Origin of the sequence: Runella defluvii, from assembly GCF_014195535.1 — a bacterium.
GTDB lineage: Bacteria > Bacteroidota > Bacteroidia > Cytophagales > Spirosomataceae > Runella > Runella defluvii.
Genome location: NZ_JACIBY010000006.1, coordinates 256,881 through 274,406, shown reverse-complemented (window position 1 = coordinate 274,406; position 17,526 = coordinate 256,881). Strand labels below are relative to the sequence as shown.

The 17,526-nt window shown below is 47.7% G+C and carries 10 protein-coding genes; 5 read left to right on the top strand and 5 right to left on the bottom strand.

Translation table 11 applies throughout. The annotated features are described in order from the left end of the window. Positions 1–7: 7 nt before the first annotated feature. Together FHS57_RS32075 and tamL are read left to right on the top strand one after the other, a co-directional pair. Positions 8–4,765, top strand: coding sequence for a translocation/assembly module TamB domain-containing protein (locus FHS57_RS32075; protein WP_183975396.1), 4,758 nt, complete (start codon positions 8–10; stop codon positions 4,763–4,765). Positions 4,766–4,784: 19 nt separating this feature from the next. After that, the gene (gene tamL, locus FHS57_RS16135; protein WP_183975388.1) at positions 4,785–7,115 is read left to right on the top strand and encodes a translocation and assembly module lipoprotein TamL; all 2,331 of its coding nucleotides are present in this window, start codon (positions 4,785–4,787) and stop codon (positions 7,113–7,115) included. 1 nt (position 7,116) lies between these two features. Here the strand turns inward: tamL and FHS57_RS16130 are convergent, their stop codons facing one another. Beyond that, positions 7,117–7,950, bottom strand: a complete 834-nt coding sequence (locus tag FHS57_RS16130) for a helix-turn-helix domain-containing protein (protein WP_183975386.1) — start codon at positions 7,948–7,950, stop codon at positions 7,117–7,119. A gap of 1 nt (position 7,951) precedes the next feature. Continuing rightward, complete coding sequence (locus FHS57_RS16125; RefSeq protein ID WP_183975384.1) at positions 7,952–8,497, bottom strand: cupin domain-containing protein; 546 nt, start codon at positions 8,495–8,497, stop codon at positions 7,952–7,954. A 149-nt stretch (positions 8,498–8,646) separates the two neighbouring features. On the opposite strand from FHS57_RS16125, the gene FHS57_RS16120 reads away from it, so the two are divergent. Together FHS57_RS16120 and FHS57_RS16115 are read left to right on the top strand one after the other, a co-directional pair. Next, positions 8,647–9,870 (top strand): MFS transporter, encoded by a 1,224-nt coding sequence (locus tag FHS57_RS16120; RefSeq protein ID WP_183975382.1) that lies wholly within the window; start codon positions 8,647–8,649, stop codon positions 9,868–9,870. A 221-nt stretch (positions 9,871–10,091) separates the two neighbouring features. Continuing rightward, a complete protein-coding gene (locus FHS57_RS16115) occupies positions 10,092–13,727 on the top strand; it encodes a T9SS type B sorting domain-containing protein (protein WP_183975380.1) in 3,636 nt (1,211 codons plus the stop codon). A 7-nt stretch (positions 13,728–13,734) separates the two neighbouring features. On the opposite strand, the gene FHS57_RS16110 is transcribed toward FHS57_RS16115, so the two are convergent. Further along, complete coding sequence (locus tag FHS57_RS16110) at positions 13,735–14,958, bottom strand: serine hydrolase domain-containing protein (RefSeq protein ID WP_183975377.1); 1,224 nt, start codon at positions 14,956–14,958, stop codon at positions 13,735–13,737. Positions 14,959–15,072: 114 nt separating this feature from the next. Here FHS57_RS16110 and FHS57_RS16105 point away from each other — a divergent pair, with 114 nt between their 5' ends. Beyond that, complete coding sequence (locus tag FHS57_RS16105; protein ID WP_183975376.1) at positions 15,073–15,702, top strand: LON peptidase substrate-binding domain-containing protein; 630 nt, start codon at positions 15,073–15,075, stop codon at positions 15,700–15,702. A gap of 43 nt (positions 15,703–15,745) precedes the next feature. Here the strand turns inward: FHS57_RS16105 and FHS57_RS16100 are convergent, their stop codons facing one another. Both FHS57_RS16100 and FHS57_RS16095 read right to left on the bottom strand, forming a co-directional pair. Beyond that, positions 15,746–16,171, bottom strand: a complete 426-nt coding sequence (locus tag FHS57_RS16100) for a hypothetical protein (RefSeq protein WP_221225643.1) — start codon at positions 16,169–16,171, stop codon at positions 15,746–15,748. A 123-nt stretch (positions 16,172–16,294) separates the two neighbouring features. Beyond that, positions 16,295–17,491 (bottom strand): NAD(P)/FAD-dependent oxidoreductase, encoded by a 1,197-nt coding sequence (locus FHS57_RS16095; RefSeq protein WP_183975372.1) that lies wholly within the window; start codon positions 17,489–17,491, stop codon positions 16,295–16,297. Positions 17,492–17,526 lie beyond the last annotated feature (35 nt).

Below are 17,526 nucleotides of genomic sequence, written 5' to 3'. Positions count from 1 at the left end.
GTATTGAGTGAAAAAAGTAGGTAGAGGCATATTGTTTGTTGTATTGGGGCTACTGCTAGTGGTCGGTTCGGGGGTGGTTTGGCTACAAACTACTTCGGGCCAAGACTGGCTGACCCAACAAGCAGTGTCGTACCTTCGTAAAAAGCTTAATACAAAAGTGGACATAGCCCAAGCCCGCTTTTCATTGCCCGACTGGATTGAACTACGTGGGGTGTATGTGGAGGATTTGAAGCGTGATACGCTACTTGCAGGGGGGCGCCTATACGTGGACTTAGACGTGTGGGGCTTGCTGCAAAGTCGGGTGGGTATCAACGAAATCCAACTGGAAGATATTCGCCTCAAAGCCTACCGTACACTCCCTGATACTACGTTCAATTTTGCCTTTGTCGCCAAAGCCTTTGCATCGGAAGATACAACGCCCGACACCACAACAGCACCGCTGGATATGCGACTGGATGCGATTCAGCTTCGGAATGTGCGTTTGTCGTATCAAGATGCCGTCATTGGCACCGATGCCGACCTGTCGCTGCCCGACGCACGCGTTCGTTTCTCGGCTTTTAACCCTTCTCTGAACCGCTATCATTTGTCAAAAACCGACATCCGTTCGGGAAATATGACGGTGAAAATGTACCAACCCCTTCGTCAAGATACGACGAAGACGGCGGCCTCGGCTCCTGCTTCTGACTCGCTTGATTTGAAGCTGGGAACGCTGCTCTTAGCCGATTATCGGGTGGTGTATGAAGACGAAAAACAACAAATAAAAACCGCCGTCACCGTTGGAAAAATAGAGGTCGAAGCTGAAAAATTGTTTTTGACCAAACCGCTGGTTGCCCTCAATAAATTAGGCATTGAAAATACCGACATTACTTTTCGTTCGGGTGATTTTGTCGTAGAACTCCAGCGTTTCCAAACCCAACTGGACAGCTTTTTGTTTGCCCCCGAGCGCATTTCGGGGCAGTTGAAGTCGGGGAGTTGGGTAGAAAAACGACGCGGAGTGGTGCGCCAACTTCGTGCTGATTTTGTCTATACGCCCCGTGAAGTATCACTACAAAACCTGCTGCTGCAAACCAACGAGACACTTCTTCAAGATCGGGTTGTGCTGCGCTATGCGTCGTTGGATGATTTTTCAAAAAACATAGGAAAAGTGGGGGTTGACGTGCGTTTGACCAAAAGCCAACTTGGTTTTAAAGACGTCCTTGCTTGGGTACCTTCGCTGCGCAAAACTCCACCATTTGCCAAAAATCCTGCGGCCATCGTCAAATTTAATGGCCTTGTACAAGGCCGAATCGACGATTTGAGCTTAAAAGGAGTTGACATAAGTACGTTAGAAACGACCCATTTACGGGCCGATGGACGAATTAAGGGTTTGCCCGACCCGCAACGAATGGCGTTGGACTTAAACATTGCTGATTTATCGTCTTCGCGGCGAGATTTGCAGCGGATTTTGCCCGATAGCGCCCTGCCTGCTACCATCGAATTGCCCGAAAACCTGCGTTTATCGGGCAAAGTGAAAGGGAGCTTAGACAACTTGCAGTTGGATACCCAATTGGCCTCCGACCGAGGGAATGCAACCTTTGCGGGAAACCTCAAAAATTTTGTAAAAGGCCGTCAACAAAGCTACGACGGAACGCTTGTTTTGCAGGAATTTGATGCAGGAAAATGGCTCAAACAACCGCCTTCGGAGTTGGGAAAACTTTCGCTCAAAGCAACGGTTGTTGGTCAAGGCATTGACCCCAAAACGCTCCAAGCAGACTTGACTGGTGTCGTTGAAAAGGCCGATGTGAAAGGCTATGTTTATCAAAATTTGGCACTAAAAGGGAGTGTGCAGGAGCAAGTCGCTGACCTAACAGCCGCCATTGCTGATTCCAACGCGACCCTGACATTGGTTGCCAAAGCAGATTTGCGGACGGACTATCCCACGTTTTCATCCCAATTAGACATCCTAACGCTGCGCCTAAAACCGCTTCATTTGTACGAAGAAGATTTGGAAATCAAAGGGGGGATAAACGCCAACTTTACTTCTACTGACCCCGAAGACCCACGCGGAACGTTCCAAATTACCAACGGGATTTTGGTACAAAAAGGCAAAACCATCCCCCTGCAAACTATTCAAGTCGTGCTCGATAATCAGCAGGGAGAGCGCTTGGCGCGGATAGATGCCCCTTTCTTGAAAGCCAAAGCGACGGGTACGTTTCGCTATGTGCAGTTGGCCGACGTGGTGTTGACTGAAATCAATCGTTACTTTGCCCTTCCCGATGTCTCTTACAAACCTGTGACCAGTCCGTATCGCTTGTCGATGGACGGAAAAATAGCCAATCACCCTGCGATTCAGGTATTTGTTCCTGAACTGACTCGAATGGATACGGTTCGTTTTTCGGTGTATTTGGACAGCCAGCGCGACACTACTTTGTTGGCGCGTATTTCGGCACCGCACGTTGAGTACGATAGCATGGTGGTTAAAAATGCCGATTTTGGCGTGTTAGGAGTCGAAAATCAGGCCAATTACGTGGGGCATGTGGACAACTTTTTGTACGATACTTACCAAATCAAACGGGCAGCTGTAGAAGGTCAGGTGGCTAATAGCTTGGTGGGCTTTAAGGCGTCGTTTAAAGATTCATTATACCAAAAACAACACGAATTGGCAGGCACACTGGCAAGCGTGGGCAATGCGTATCGCTTACAACTTGTACCAAATGGCCTGTTGCTTGACTATAAATCTTGGCAAGCAGCGCCTGATGGATACGTTCAGTTTGGCAAAGAAGGATTGTTGGTCAAACAATTTGGTTTGCAACAAGACCGCCAACGACTGCTCATTAACACCACAACCAATACGCCCAACGGCCCCTTGCGGGTTGAAATGGATAGCCTTGATTTGGGCTCACTGACCTCTTTGGTGATGGATTCGTTGCAGGTAAGCGGTAAGTTGGGAGGAAATGTGTTGCTACAAAATTATACCGAGTCTGCCGTCTTTACGGGCGACTTGGGCATTGAAGGGTTTAAATACACCAATATCCCAATCGGAGATTTGAAAATCAAAGCGGCCAACGAATCGGCGTCTAAGATTGTGGCGGAAGCGACCTTAAAAAGTCCTCAAAACGATGTGCGTTTGACGGGAAACTACCTGCTGAAAAGTAAAACACCGCTCGATTTGCAGGTGGACATTCGTAAGCTTGGAGCGCAGACGATTGAGGCATTTAGCGCAGGACAGCTTCGTCGCGCTACGGGGGCACTGTCAGGAAAAGCCACCATTCGAGGAGCGACCGATAAGCCGCAGGTAGAAGGGGAGGCGCTGTTTGACAGTGTGGCCTTTAACATAACCAAGCTCGGTGCTACGTACCGCATCCCCAACAGCCGTTTGCAGTTTGCTAATTCTGATATTTTCCTCAAAAAATTTGTGGTCAGAGATACCCTTAACCAACCCTTGCAGGTGGACGGAAAAATCAATTGGGCTAACCTACCGAACGTAGCCTATAACCTGACGATTGAAGGAAAAGACTTTACGGTATTGAACGCCTCACGCAAAGAAAATGACTTCTTCTACGGCAAAGGCATCGTGGACGCCAACTTGCACATCGAAGGCGTAGGTACCAATCCGACGATTGATGGGTCGGTCAAACTCAAACAAGGAAGCGATATTACGGTCATTATGCCTGACGATGATTTGGGCAAGGCAAGTACGGAAGGGATTGTCGAATTTGTGAATAAATCGGACACCACTGCTACCCCAACTACAGGTGCCGAAACGGCCGCGCCCCTGGCTTTTGGGGCAGGGATTTCGCTCAACTTAGAAGCCGACGATCGCTCTCAGTTGACCATTGTGGTGGATGAACTGAACGGAGACAACCTAAAAGTAAAAGGCAATGCGCAGCTCAATGCGGGCATCACACCCGAAGGACAACCGTATATTTTGGGATTGTATGAACTTACCCAAGGGTCTTATAATCTTACGTTTGAAATTTTAAAACGAGACTTTACCATCCAAAAAGGAAGTCGCCTGCTCTGGACGGGCGACCCTATGAAGGCCGACGTGGACATTACAGCGGTGTACCCCGTCGTTGCCGATTTGGCTCCCCTTCAAGGCAAAGCCGCGCAGTTTGGCAAAGTGCCGCTTGAGGTATTGCTCAAAATGCAAGGAAGCCTTAGCAATCCACAAATTAGCTTTGAAGTGCGTCCCGACCCCGCCAAGGTGTCGGCCAACGTGCGTAGCCGCATCGAAGAAGATGGGGTTTTTAACAACATCAAAGACCCCGTTCAGATGAATAAACAGGTGTTTTCTTTGCTGGTTTTGAATAAATTTATGGGAGAACAGTCGTCTGATTTCTTCTCGTCGGTCAATCCCGAAGTAATCGCCCGCCAAAGCGTGAGTAAGCTTCTGACCGACCAACTCAACTTGTTGGCTTCGGATTTGATCAAAGGAGTTAAACTCAATTTTGATGTAAACTCGACTGCCGTGGCAACGGGAAGCGGCAGTGCAGGCCAAACCGACTTGAACGTGGGGCTGAGCAAAGCATTTATGAACGAACGTTTGACGGTGAATGTGGGCCGAAACTTTGAGATTGAAAGCGGAAACCGTACCCAAAAATCCACCGAATTGGTCGATAACGTCAACATCAATTATAACCTAACCCGCGACGGGCGCTATGCGGTTCGCGCTTATCGAAAAAATCAGTACCAAACCGTATTAGAAGGATTTATTGTAGAAACAGGCGTGAGTTTTGCCGTTGTTTTGGATTACGAAACCTTCAAAGAAATGTTCAAAAAATAGGTTCTCAAATTAAAGATACATGTCAAGAATCACGGCTGTCTGGCTTTTTATGGTTGGAATCGTGCTGAGTAGCTGCTCGGTATCGAAGCACTTGCCTGCGGGAGAGAGCCTGTACATGGGGGCGGAAGTGAAAGTGGTGGCCGACTCGGCAGTATCGGCCAAAGATGCCAAGGCGGTGAAGGCAATGGTAGAACCCTTGATTCGGCCTGCGCCAAACAGCAGTTTGTTGGGTTTCCCATACAAAGTTTGGTTTTATTATTTTATGGGTGAGCCTACCAAAGAAAAGAGTTTTCGCGGGTGGTTTCGGAAGCGCTTTGGCGAGCCACCCGTGTTGGCAAGTCGTCGGACGGTTACTGCAAACGGCGAAATCGTAACGAATTACCTCCAAAATGAAGGGTATTTCCGCACCGAAGCCTCGGGTGAGTTGGTTGAAAAAGGGCGCACCGCCAAAGCCCATTATACGGTTGCACTAAAACCACGGTATTTGATTGAAAACGTCGAATTTGTAGATTCTAATACGGGCCGAGGTTTTACCCGAGAATTTCTCAAAAACCGCCAAGCGTCCCTGCTAAAATCTGGGCAACCTTACCAGCTTTCGGTCATTGAGGCCGAGCGCCAGCGGATTGAACGAGATTTGAAACGCGTTGGGTTTTATTACTTTCGTCCCGACTACCTCATTGTCAAGGCCGATACCAACCTCAAGCGTAATCGGGTGAATCTGTACGTGGAGCTAAAACCCAACACAACTCAGTTGGCCCTAAAAAGGTATTTTATTAAAAATGTCTATGTCATTTCGGACAATGGCCTACTGCGTTCTGATACCTTAGCGGGGGCGGTGTATCGGCGTGGTTTTCAGATAGTGGACCCTGCGCGGGCGTACCGTGTTCGGACATTTGCCGATGCCATTGGTTTTCGTCCTAAAGCAATATATAGCAGCGATATACAAGATGTGTCGTTGTCGCGGTTAATCAACCTCAAGAACTTTAAATTTGTTAAAAACCGCTTTGAATTGCTTCCTCGTTCCGATTCGGCTTTGTTGGATGTGTATTATTATTTGACACCGCTTAAAAAGAAATCGCTGCGGGCAGAATTAAGTGCCGTTACGAAGTCAAACAACCTGACAGGGTCGCAGCTAAACCTGACGTGGATGAACCGAAACCTGTTTCGGGGGGCGGAAATGCTACGCCTAACGGCCAATGCAGGGATAGACGTACAGCTGGGAAGTCAGCGAAATATAAAAGTGCGGGATTATTACCGAACCAGCGTAGAAGGCGAGTTGTCGTTCCCGCGTTTTGTCTTGCCTTTTTACCGAATGAATCCCGCCAAAAATCAAACATTACCCAAAACAACACTGACGGTAGGGTACGAAGAGTTATCTCAAAAAGATTTTTATACCCAAACCTCGGTGAAACTTAACTGGGGCTACATGTGGCGACGAAGCACGCGGATAGAACATTCGTTTACGCCGATTTCGCTCAACATTGTCAAGCCCCGAAACATCAGCGAGGCGTTGGTGGATAGCATTACTTCGCCTACTATTCCTTTGCAAGACTTACTTCGGTATTTTAGTATCCTCGAAAACCGTCTCATTTTGGGGGCGCAGTACAACTTCAGCTTTACCCCTCAGCCTGCTTTTGGTAGTAAAGGAAAGTTTGTGTTGAACGCAGGGGCTGATATTGCGGGCAATGTAGCGGGGCTCATTTCCAAAGGTCGCCAAGAAGTGGGTTTGGTGTTTGGGATTCCGTACGAACAATACGCGCGTTTCGACGCAGATATGCGGTACTACTACGATTTTACCCCTTCCATCCGTTGGGCTAATCGCCTCCTTGGAGGGGTCGGAATCCCTTACGGAAACTCGTTTGCCCTGCCTCAGTTTAAACAATATTTTGCGGGTGGAAGCAACGGCATTAGGGCGTTTCGTGGGCGAGCCGTTGGGCCAGGAAGCTACCAGCCCGACTCGCTGAGCTTGTTTGGCTTTACGTCGTTTGGGGACATTCGACTGGAAGCCAATACCGAACTTCGTTTTAAAGTAAATCAGTACATCGAAACGGCCCTTTTTGCCGATGCGGGCAATATCTGGATGTATCGAAATTTCGATAATTCGTTTTATTTCCCCGAAGACAATGCCGTTTTTACCAATAAATTTTACAAACAAGTAGCCGTAGGAGCGGGGCTTGGCCTGCGCCTGACCTTGCCGTTTTTGTTGCTTCGTTTTGATTTAGCGACACCCCTTCGCAAGCCTTGGCTTCCCGAAACCGACCGCTGGGTCATTCGTCAAATGGATTTTGGAAGCCGTAGCTGGCGAAAAGAAAACTTGGTACTCAACATTGCCGTTGGGTATTCGTTTTAGACTACACTTCTGCCACGCCAAAGGCGCGTTCGGGGGCTTTGCCTTCGGCAATCAGAAAACCGTTGGGCGTCAGGTGCGTAAACTCTTTAAAGTCGCGTACCAAATGTTGATAGTCGTAATAGCCCAATTCGAGCGCAATCGTGAGCCAATCTTTGTGAGGTTGGGCATTTTTGAATTTGACGGCTTTTTCAAAACGCGTAATTCGGTCGAAGGTTTTGGGACTCACGCCGACTCGTTCGGTAAAGACGCGGTGAAACTGGCGTACACTCAAGCAGGCGTCGTTGGCCAAAGAATCCATGACGGGGGCTCTGTTTTGATATAAAAGCACTTGTGCCACTTTATCAATTCCGAGCAGCGGGCGTTTTGATTTTTTGATACACTCTTCCAGAAAACGCTCCGCCAGCCGAATAGCCCCAAAAGGGTCGTCTAAATTGGAAATCGCTTCGTGAACCGAACGAATATTACTTCCCCAAATCGCTTCTGCGTCAATAAAGGTATTGGTCAATTCGGAAGAAGGAAGACCCGTGAGTCGAAATAAAGCCGTTGGTTGTAACACAATCTGCAACGCCCAAAAATCGCGTCCAATGTATCGGTTTGTCAGCAGTGTATGTTGGCCGTTGAGGGTACATTTTGGGTGCTTTTGCAGTGGTACATCGTTGGAATAACCTACGTTTTGTAAATCTCTTAAATAAAAAACCAAACACTGTTCGGGGCGGGGCACGTAGGCTTTGAAAGGCAATACCTCATTTGTCCCAAACTTAAATCGGATGATTTGATGTTTGCGGACGTATTCTTGCAAATGCAAACTGGGTAAAACGTCTTTCAGAATAACCATTTTAGTCGAGGCTTAAAGGTGGTCCTACATTTTTCATGCCGTGCGCCATGGTGATTTGTTGAAACTCCTCTTCAGTGGGCGGCGCTTTCAATTCATTCATTTTCAAGAAAAATTCTTCCATTTTTCCCGCTGGTTGCACCATATAAATCAACTTGCCCTTGTCGCTAAGTTGAATCCAAGTGTGAGGTATTTTTCGGGGTAAAAATATCGTATCCCCCTGATTTAAAACCTCTTCTTTTTCGCCCACCCGAAACCGATAGCTTCCTTCTACCACGGTAAAGATTTCGTCTTGGTCGTTGTGTACGTGCAGTACGGGACCTTCTTTCACATGGCCAATATACTCAAAAACAGCCAATTGTCCATTGGTATCTTTTCCCGAAATTTTAACATCGTTGGGGTTGATACCTTTGTAGGGTGTATGAACCCCAAAACGAGCTTCGCCATTTTTGATGAGGAAAGGTTTAGGGTTACTTTGGGCAAACGATTTGGGGGCAAAACTGCCAGCAGTAGCTACGACCGCCGCAGAAAGAAATGTTCGACGTTGCATACGAATGAAGTAAATTTTGTGCGTGAATGATGACACAAAAGTGGAAAGACGACGGGGAAGGTTGGTGGTAAAAATCGGACGTTTTGGGGCAAGGAGAGTAATTTTTAGGGTTTGTTTTCTTTTTTGAGCATTCGCCTTAAACCTTAATCATGTCGCAGAAATCCACCTTACAGCACCTTGTCCAAATTCCCGTTATCGTTGCCGCACTGGGATATTTAGTAGATATGTACGACCTCTTTTTGTTCAGTGTCGTACGCGTCAATAGCCTCAAAGCTTTGGGCGTTTCGGCCGAGCAGCTTCTTCCAGAAGGGGTTTTCTTACTCAATACGCAGTTGGCAGGTTTGCTGGTTGGTGGTGTGTTTTGGGGTATATTGGGCGATAAAAAAGGCCGTCTTTCTATTCTTTTTGGTTCAATTTTAATGTACTCGCTGGCCAATATTGCCAATGGCTTTGTCCAAACCGTTGAGCAATATGCTTTCCTGCGCTTCATTGCGGGTATTGGCCTTGCGGGCGAGTTAGGCGCAGGAATAACGCTTGTGTCAGAAGTATTGCCCAAAGAAATCAGGGGCTATGGCACCACCGTTGTTGCGACAATGGGGCTGGTGGGCGCCATCATGGCCAATTTTGTGGCTGATTGGTTCGACTGGCGGGTGTCGTATTTTGTCGGTGGAGGGATGGGGCTAGTGCTGTTGGTTTTACGCTTAAATGTGTTTGAGTCTGGCCTGTTTGAAAAAGTAAAATCCCAGAAAGTCCAAAAAGGCAATATTTTGATGTTGTTCAATAACCGACGCCGTTTTACGAAATACATACTGTCGATTCTGATTGGAATTCCCCTGTGGTTTGTGACGGGTGTCTTGATGACTTTCTCGCCAGAATTTGGCAAAGCCGTCGGACTAACCGAACCGATTGTAGCGGGAAAATGCGTCATGTTTGCCTTTTCGGGGCAAATTGTTGGGGATATCGTCAGTGGATTGGTGAGTCAGTACCTCAAAAGCCGCAAAAAGGTCATGGGACTATTCATCCTGCTTTCGTTCGTATTTATGCTTACGTATCTGCTATTCCCCGTCAAAAGCGTCGATTCGTTTTACGTAATTTGTGTGTTATTAGGCTTTTGTAACGGTTACTGGACGATTTTTATCACGATTGCAGCCGAGCTTTTTGGGACAAATCTCCGCGCAACGGTCGCTACCTCCGTGCCTAATGTGGTACGTGGAACCGCCATCATTCTTACGTCGGCCTTTGTCGCTCTAAAACCTAGTTTAGGCATCATCAACAGCGCCGTAGTGATCGGAACAGTCACGGTAATCATCGCATTGGCATCGCTGTATTTCTTGGAAGAAACTTTCACCAAAGACCTCAATTACGAAGAATGAGTTGAACTCCTATCGAGGGATTGTATATTTTATTACCTTACCGTTAAATGCGACAAAATTTTCGGTAAGGTTTTTTCGTTTTTAGTAAGACTTACCCCCTTTGAGATTAGATTTTGCTTAGAAACGCAGCGTAAACAACGAAATTTGCGTAAACAAGATAACAACATAATACGTTGAAATTAGGCACAAGATTTGAGGAAGAGGAGAAAGAGACTAAACCAATGAGAAAGCAACCCTACATATTTCTTGTTATTATCGGCTTATGGGCGTTGGGAATGGCGTTGCCTACCCAAGTACACGCTCAGTTTGACGTAAAAGGTAAACTGTGTATTCCAGATGTTGAGTGTAAGAGTGATTCTGTGACGTTCTCGGACACACTCAAAACTTCTACGGCTTGGCTTTGGGATTTTGGCGACCCAGGCAGCGGTACCCAAAATACCTCTACCAAAGTCAGTGCCAAGCACTTGTATCAAACGCCTGGGCCTTATACCGTGACGTTGACGCGGACGGTAAATGGGGTACCGCAGACAGTAACAAAAACCATTAACATCGGAGTGCCTCCGCCACAATTTCCAGGATGGCGGCGCGATACGATGATTTGTAAGGAAGACTTGGGGAAATTAATCCTGAATCCTTATCCCTCCAATGCACCTTCGGGAGCGAAGTACCTGTGGTTTCCCAACGGAGATTCTACCCAAACCATGCGCGTGGACAGCTCGGGCTGTTATTCGGTAGAAGTAACCAACGCCGAAGGCTGTACCTACGAAGACCGCATTAACGTGAAGGTTTGTTTGGAACAAAGTAGTCAAGAAGGCGCAAAGTGGTATTTTGGGAACAATGCGGGTTTGGATTTTTCGGGCGGCAGTCCAACCCCCCTCACCAATGGTCAGCTGAATACGCCAGAAGGGACGTCGTCAATTGCCAATTCGAAAGGACAACTCTTGTTTTATACCGATGGGATAAGCATTTATGACAAAGGGGGTGCATTGATGCCTTCCAAAGATGGAACGACTACGCCTTTGGGAGGAAGCCCGAATTCTACCCAATCGGCTTTGATTGTGCCCAAACCCACCTGCCGAGGATGTGAATACTTATACTACGTGTTTACAACTTCTGACATTAATGGCAAAAAACAACTCAGTTATAGCCTCGTCGATATGCGCCGTAACGGAGGAAAAGGAGAAATTGTAGAAAAAAATCAAGTACTAACCGACAATACAACCGAACGTATTACGTCGGTTCGGAACGACCAAGATTCGACCTACTGGGTAGTAACCCACGATTATAATAGCAACGCTTTCAAGGTATATCACGTAACCAAAGCGGGTATTGAAGGGCCTACGGCTTATCCGTTGGGAACGCTCCAAAATACACCTAGCCAAGCAGAGGGATACATGAAGTTTTCGGCCCAAGATAGTACGGGTTCGAGACGATTGGCGATGGTCGTACCTGGGCCACCCAAAAACTTGGTACAGATTTATACTTTTAGCGATTCGTCGGGGAGGCTTTCAGCGCCTTTGACCATTGACATAGGCCCTGCGCCGCCCAAGGCATACGGGGTCGAATTTTCGCCCGATGGTACCAAAATGTACGTCACCCTGCAAAAAGATGACAGTGATACCACCCTGTCGCGTCTTTATCAGTACGACATTAGTTTGGGTGACTCTGCCCGCATTGCCGATTCCAAAATACTCATCGACAGTTCGGCGACGCAAGTGTATGGCGCTTTGCAAGTAGGCTCAGATGGGCGTATTTACATGGCTATCAAAGGCAGTCAGTATTTGGGGGTCATTAACTATCCCGACGAAGATTCTCAGGACGAAGTACGGTTTGTTGAAAGGGGGATTAATTTGGGAGGAAAAACCAGCCAAATAGGCTTGCCCAACTTTGTCTTCAACTTTACTCAAGAGTCCTCTGGGCCAGGTTTTACGTATTCGGATACCTGTTCCAACCAAGCGACCAATTTCCAAGCGTCCCCTCTCTGCGACCCCATTAAAGATTCATACACGTGGAATTTTGGGGATGGCTCTGCGCCAATCGTTGGCCAAAACCAACAAGTACAGCATACCTACCGAAACCCAGGTACCTACACCGTGAGTTTACGTTTGGTCAACCGCTGTAAAGACACTACCATTACCCAACGACTCACGATTGTAGCTACCCCTGACCCGATTAACTTGAGGTCGCCTATTGATACCTGCGTCAATCGACTGGTGCTGGATGCGGGCGTGCAAGCCGAACAGTATATATGGCTGAGGAATGGCGCGGTGATTGGTCGAACAAAAACGATTACGTTGCAACCCAATGGGGGTTCTGGAACGTATCGGGTGATTGCTGCCAATGGAATAGAAGGCCAGTGTCGGGTACAAGGAGTTACGCAAATAACCATGCGAAGACCGCCCGCGTATGTATTGCGTGATACCAGTTTGTGTGTTGGAGGCGGAACCGTCGTATTAGATGGAAAACCTTCTCTTACAAATTGGAATAAATTTCAGTGGAGCACAGGTGAAACTTCACAGACCATCACGGTCAGCAGACCAGGGCCATATTCAGTTCAAGTGACTATCAATGCGGGCACTCCTCAAGCCTGTGTAAATGAAGATACCATTCAAGTTCGAGCCTTACCCAAGGCACGAATGCAAGCGACGCTTACTCCACCCACGGGCTGTACCACGCGCGACGGTAGGATTGTGATCGGGAGTATTACGCCTGCGGGAAATTATGCGTTTAGCTGGTTTGGCCAACCCAATGACACCCCGCTAACGGGCACAGGAAGTAGCTTGGCGAATTTAGGAGAAGGAACGTACAAGGTTCGACTGACGGGTAACCCAACGGTTTGTGCCACCGATTCGTCGTTTACCTTGCGGGTGGTCAAAAACCTACGACTGCAACCGACGGTGATCGATGCGCGTTGTAAAGAGCCTAATGTAGGGGCTATCAACCTTTCTACCCTTGCAGGAACTCCTACGCGCTATGTTTGGACCAATGCCACGGGCGGCACCGTGGGCACAAATGCGCCGATAATCAGCAACTTGCTGCCAGGGAAATACAACGTGCTGGTAACCGATGCGGGTGGGTGCGATACGACCCTGCGCGACATAACGGTGGGTGTCATCCCAGAAAAATTCTTGAGCCTCGGCCCCGATCGTGAAAAGTGCGTTGGAGATACGGCTTTGTTGGTGCCAACCCTTCCCAATATTGCAGGAAATCAATACCAATGGAGTACGGGAGAAACGACCAACCGAATCACGGTGAGTCGAGCAGGAACGTATTCATTGACAGTGACCAACTCCGTGACGGGTTGTACCGATACCGACAATTTTGTGTATTCGTTGGCGCCGCGCCCCGTCTATGATTTAAACCGCGATATAGGTTTGTGTGATTTGGACGTGGGTGCTACAGCGACGTTAATTATTCGTCCTACTACGCCCAATTTACGCTATCGTTGGTTTCCGCCTCTTGACGCAACAACGATGCGGGTCACCGTCAATCAGGTTGGAACGTACCGAGTAAGCATTACCAGCCCAGCGAGTTGTGAAGTGACCGACTCAGTGCAAGTGGTGGTGCGGTGTGAGCCTCGATTGTTTATCCCTGACGCGTTTTCTCCAAACGGAGATGGCCAAAATGACCTGTTGGATGTGTATGGCGACCACTTGAGCGATTTTGAATTGAAGATTTTTAACCGTTGGGGCGAAGTCATTTTTTATACCAACGATATGAACGAGAAGTGGGATGGAAAATACCGAGGTACGTTTTATCCTCCGATGACCTATCCTTACGTGGTCTCATTTAAGTCTAAATTTTTCCCCGACCGCCCTCGTATTTCTCAACGAGGGGCGGTGACGCTACTTCGATAACCAAAAATTACCGTGAGAAAGCTTCTAACACACGCTTGATAATCCCATCAAGCGACGAGTTTTCAATCCAGCGAACGACCATCACGAGTTCATGGTCGGGGTCAACATAAACGATATTTGTCCCGTTACCAACGTGGTAATAAACGTTCGCTGGAGCACTCGGAAGCGGTTTGCGGTCGGTATTCAAAAACCAGTTCATATACCCATAGGTCGGTTGAGCTGTTGTAGGGGTTGTGGCTTGTTTCACCCATTGCTCTGATAACAATTGTTTACCGTTCCAGCGTCCACGATGGAGGGTTAATAATCCGAAGCGTGCCATGTCGTAGGCATTGATAAACATTCCTCCTCCCCAATGCCCGCCGCCACTTACCGACTGAGCAGGCTGCCCGTCAAGTACAATCCATGCATTGCGATAGCCCGTCCAGCGCCACGTAGTTGACGCCCCAATTTCGTCCATGATTCGTTCTTTTAGTACTTGAGGCAGAGGCTTTCGCCAAACGCTCGTGGCAGCCAATGCCAGTGCATTTACGCGGACATCGTTGTACTCATATACTGCGCCAGGGGCATTCCGAGGACGCGTCAGCCACTTCGACGCATCGGCATCGGGGCGGTCGGCCCAGTCAGGTTTTCCCCAAAGCGTCCCTTCCCAATCTGAGGTTTGGCGTAGCATGTGGTCCCACGTAATGCGGCGATTGTGGGGTGTATCAAATAAATTTAGAAGTTCCGATTTGCCAAACTCTTCGGCTGGGCGCTGCACAGGTTGTCCGTACAATTCGATGGGGGGAACATAGCCCGCTACCGTGTCGTTCACGCTACGAATCAGACCTTTGTCCACCGCCAGTCCCACCACTGTGGATAAAAAGCTCTTGGTGACACTGTGCGTAATATCGCAGCGGTTGGGTTCGCCCCACTGCGCCACAATATACCCTTTGTAAACAATGATGCCTGTTTGGTCGCCACGGTCGTTGAAGGGGCCAATGGCAAATCCGTAAGGTTCTTTTCCAAAAGTCTGGTAGTGTGACTGCTCCATGCTTCGCGGGTTTTTAGACTCGGATGCTTTCGCAAAAGCAATCGCTTCGGCCAATTTGCTAGGATTTAAACCCAGTTCGGTGGGTGTTTTTTGTGCCCACGTGTGAGCAGGAGGAAAGTAAGAGGTTGGGGTAGTATTTTTTTGACCAAAAGAAGAAATAGCCAATGTCCAAAAAATCAAACCAGTAGCAACAATACGCATAAACAGTGAGTTAAAATGTAAATTTAAAAGTAGGAAATTTTCAAAAAGCAGAAGTACATTTGTTACAACTGTTTTTTAACATTTCTGTCTATTCACTGGCAGTGTCGTAATCGTATGGAACGTTTTCTCCCGCTTTTTCCTTTGGCCTTGGTAGCTTATCCTACCGAGAATCTCAATCTGCACATTTTTGAGCCTCGTTACCGTCAGCTTATTACGGAATGTATAGAGGAAAAGAAAACATTTGGGATTCCTACGTTCATTGGCAACAAACTCCCAGGTTACGGAACCGAAATGGAAGTTGTACGCCTAGCCAAATTTCACGAAGATGGTCGGATGGACATCAAGACGCGAGGAATACGGGTTTTTAGAATACTTACGTTACAAAATCCAGTGGCAGGAAAACTGTATTCGGGAGGAGAGGTTGATTTTTTTGAAGAGCCTGAGTCACTACAAGGCGCGATTCCTGAATTGCTTTTTCAACTCGACCGCCTTTATACCCTACTTCAAACGAAGGTCGATTTTAACCCTGATGTAATGCCTTTTTCGTACCAAATTGCGCATAAAATTGGTTTATCGCAGGAAGAAGAATATCACTTGCTGACGATTCGTTCGGAACCAGAACGCCAACAATATATTTTACGGCATTTGAATAAAGTACTTCCCGTAATGTCAGAAATGGAGCGTACCAAAGAACGTATCCGCATGAATGGTCACTTTAAGAACCTCGATCCGTTGAATTTTTAACGGTTTTCTTCTGGTTATGAGCAATCAGAAGCACTCGTGCAGCTTATTTGGCCTGATTTCTAAGCTTTTGCACAGTTTCAACAGATACATCAGCTAACGACGCAATTTTAGCATCATCAAAGTCCGTTTCAGCCAGCAGGGTATTTACAAAATGCTGCTTTTGAGTTTCTATGCCTTTTCCTACCCCCTTTTTCTCCCCTTTGGCTAACCCTCGCTTTTCTCCCAAGCGACGTTCGCGCTCCAACACAAATTCAACAATCCCCATCGTTTCTTTCGGTTTGTTTAACAATAACTCTATCGCTTCGTCAAATTTAACATCATTTTCCCGTTTTCCAAAACGTACGTAAAGCTTCAAAAATCCCATCAACGCCTCTATCTTTGCTCGACTAAAACCCTTACTAACCAACCGCTTGAGCAATTCTACTTTTTGTTGTAAAAGCTCCTCTTCTGTTACTTTCCCCTTCTGCAATGCGACCAAAACTGTCAAGACAATCATCGCAAAAGGGTACACTGTGTAGCGGGTTGCTCCCAACCCGCCCTTGCGGCTGAACTGGCGGTTTTCTTCTGGTTGTGAGCAACCTACTATAATCCCTTACTCTCGCATTCGGAAGAGATTTTCTAGGGGGCGTTTCCCTGAAATAATATCGGCTGCAAGTTCGCCCAAGGCGGGGCCGTGCTTATAACCGTGTCCAGAACCTCCTCCCAAAAACCAGCAGTTTTCGGCCTCAGGATGCGTATCCAGAATGAAGTTGCCATCGGGGGAGTTTTCGTAAGGACACACGCGGTTTTCGACCAAGGGAGCATTTTTTAGCGCGGGAAAACGGTGTGCCATAAAAGCCCGTGCTTTGGTCAATACCTCCGCATTTGCTACACGTTCTCCGTCGGTGGGGTCAAAAATCTCCCCTCGTTTGTCAACCCCAACTTTAAAGCCTCGGTACGCATTCCCTGGAATTCCGTAATAAAAATCGTCCCCATCGAGGTCAATCCAAGCGGGCATTTGGTCAAAATACGCTGTATGCGACGCAGGTACTCCCAAGTAATAGGCTTCTTGTTTGGTGCACGTAATGATTGCTCCAAGTACATCAGGAAACAGTCGCCCTAGCCAAGAACCACAGGCAAATACGTATGCGTCAGCCGACAGCCGCGTGCTGTTGGACAAAGATAAAGTTGTCATCTTACCGTTTTCAATCGCGGCGGATTGAACCAACGCATTCACATAGGTTCCTCCTTCTCGTACAAATGCTTCGAGTACCGTTTGGCAACTTTCACGGGCTTTTAGGTAGCCGCCATGAGGGTCGAGAACGAGGTGGTGTAGGTCATTGGTAGCAATATGAGGATAGCGTTGTGCTGCTTCGGTTTTGGATAGATATTGGTATTCTAAACCGTGTTTTTTCATAAATGGCAACGTCGCTTCAATCATTTCGGGGGCTTCATCGTAACAAAACCACAGTACACCTGAGTTGAAAAACATTTTTTTGTCCCACTTTTGTTGGTGTTCGCGCCACAACTCAATGGCCCGTACGTTGAGGTCGAAATAGGTTTCGTTGGCACCATAAGTGGAGCGAATGACCCGCGTTTCGTCGCCCGAGCTTGCCCGCGAGTTACCTGGCCCCCAAGCGTCAACCAACGTTACCCGAAATCCTAAACGGCGTAACCACAAGGCCGTCCAGCCCCCAAAAACGCCTGCTCCCACCACCGCAACGTGGGCATGAGCATCGAGTAATGCCCCTTGGCGTGGAGTCTGAAAGATTTGGTTATTTCGGGGAGCAAAGGTAGGTTGAGCAGGCATAGGTTTAAGATTTAGGACTTTACTGTATCTTCGCA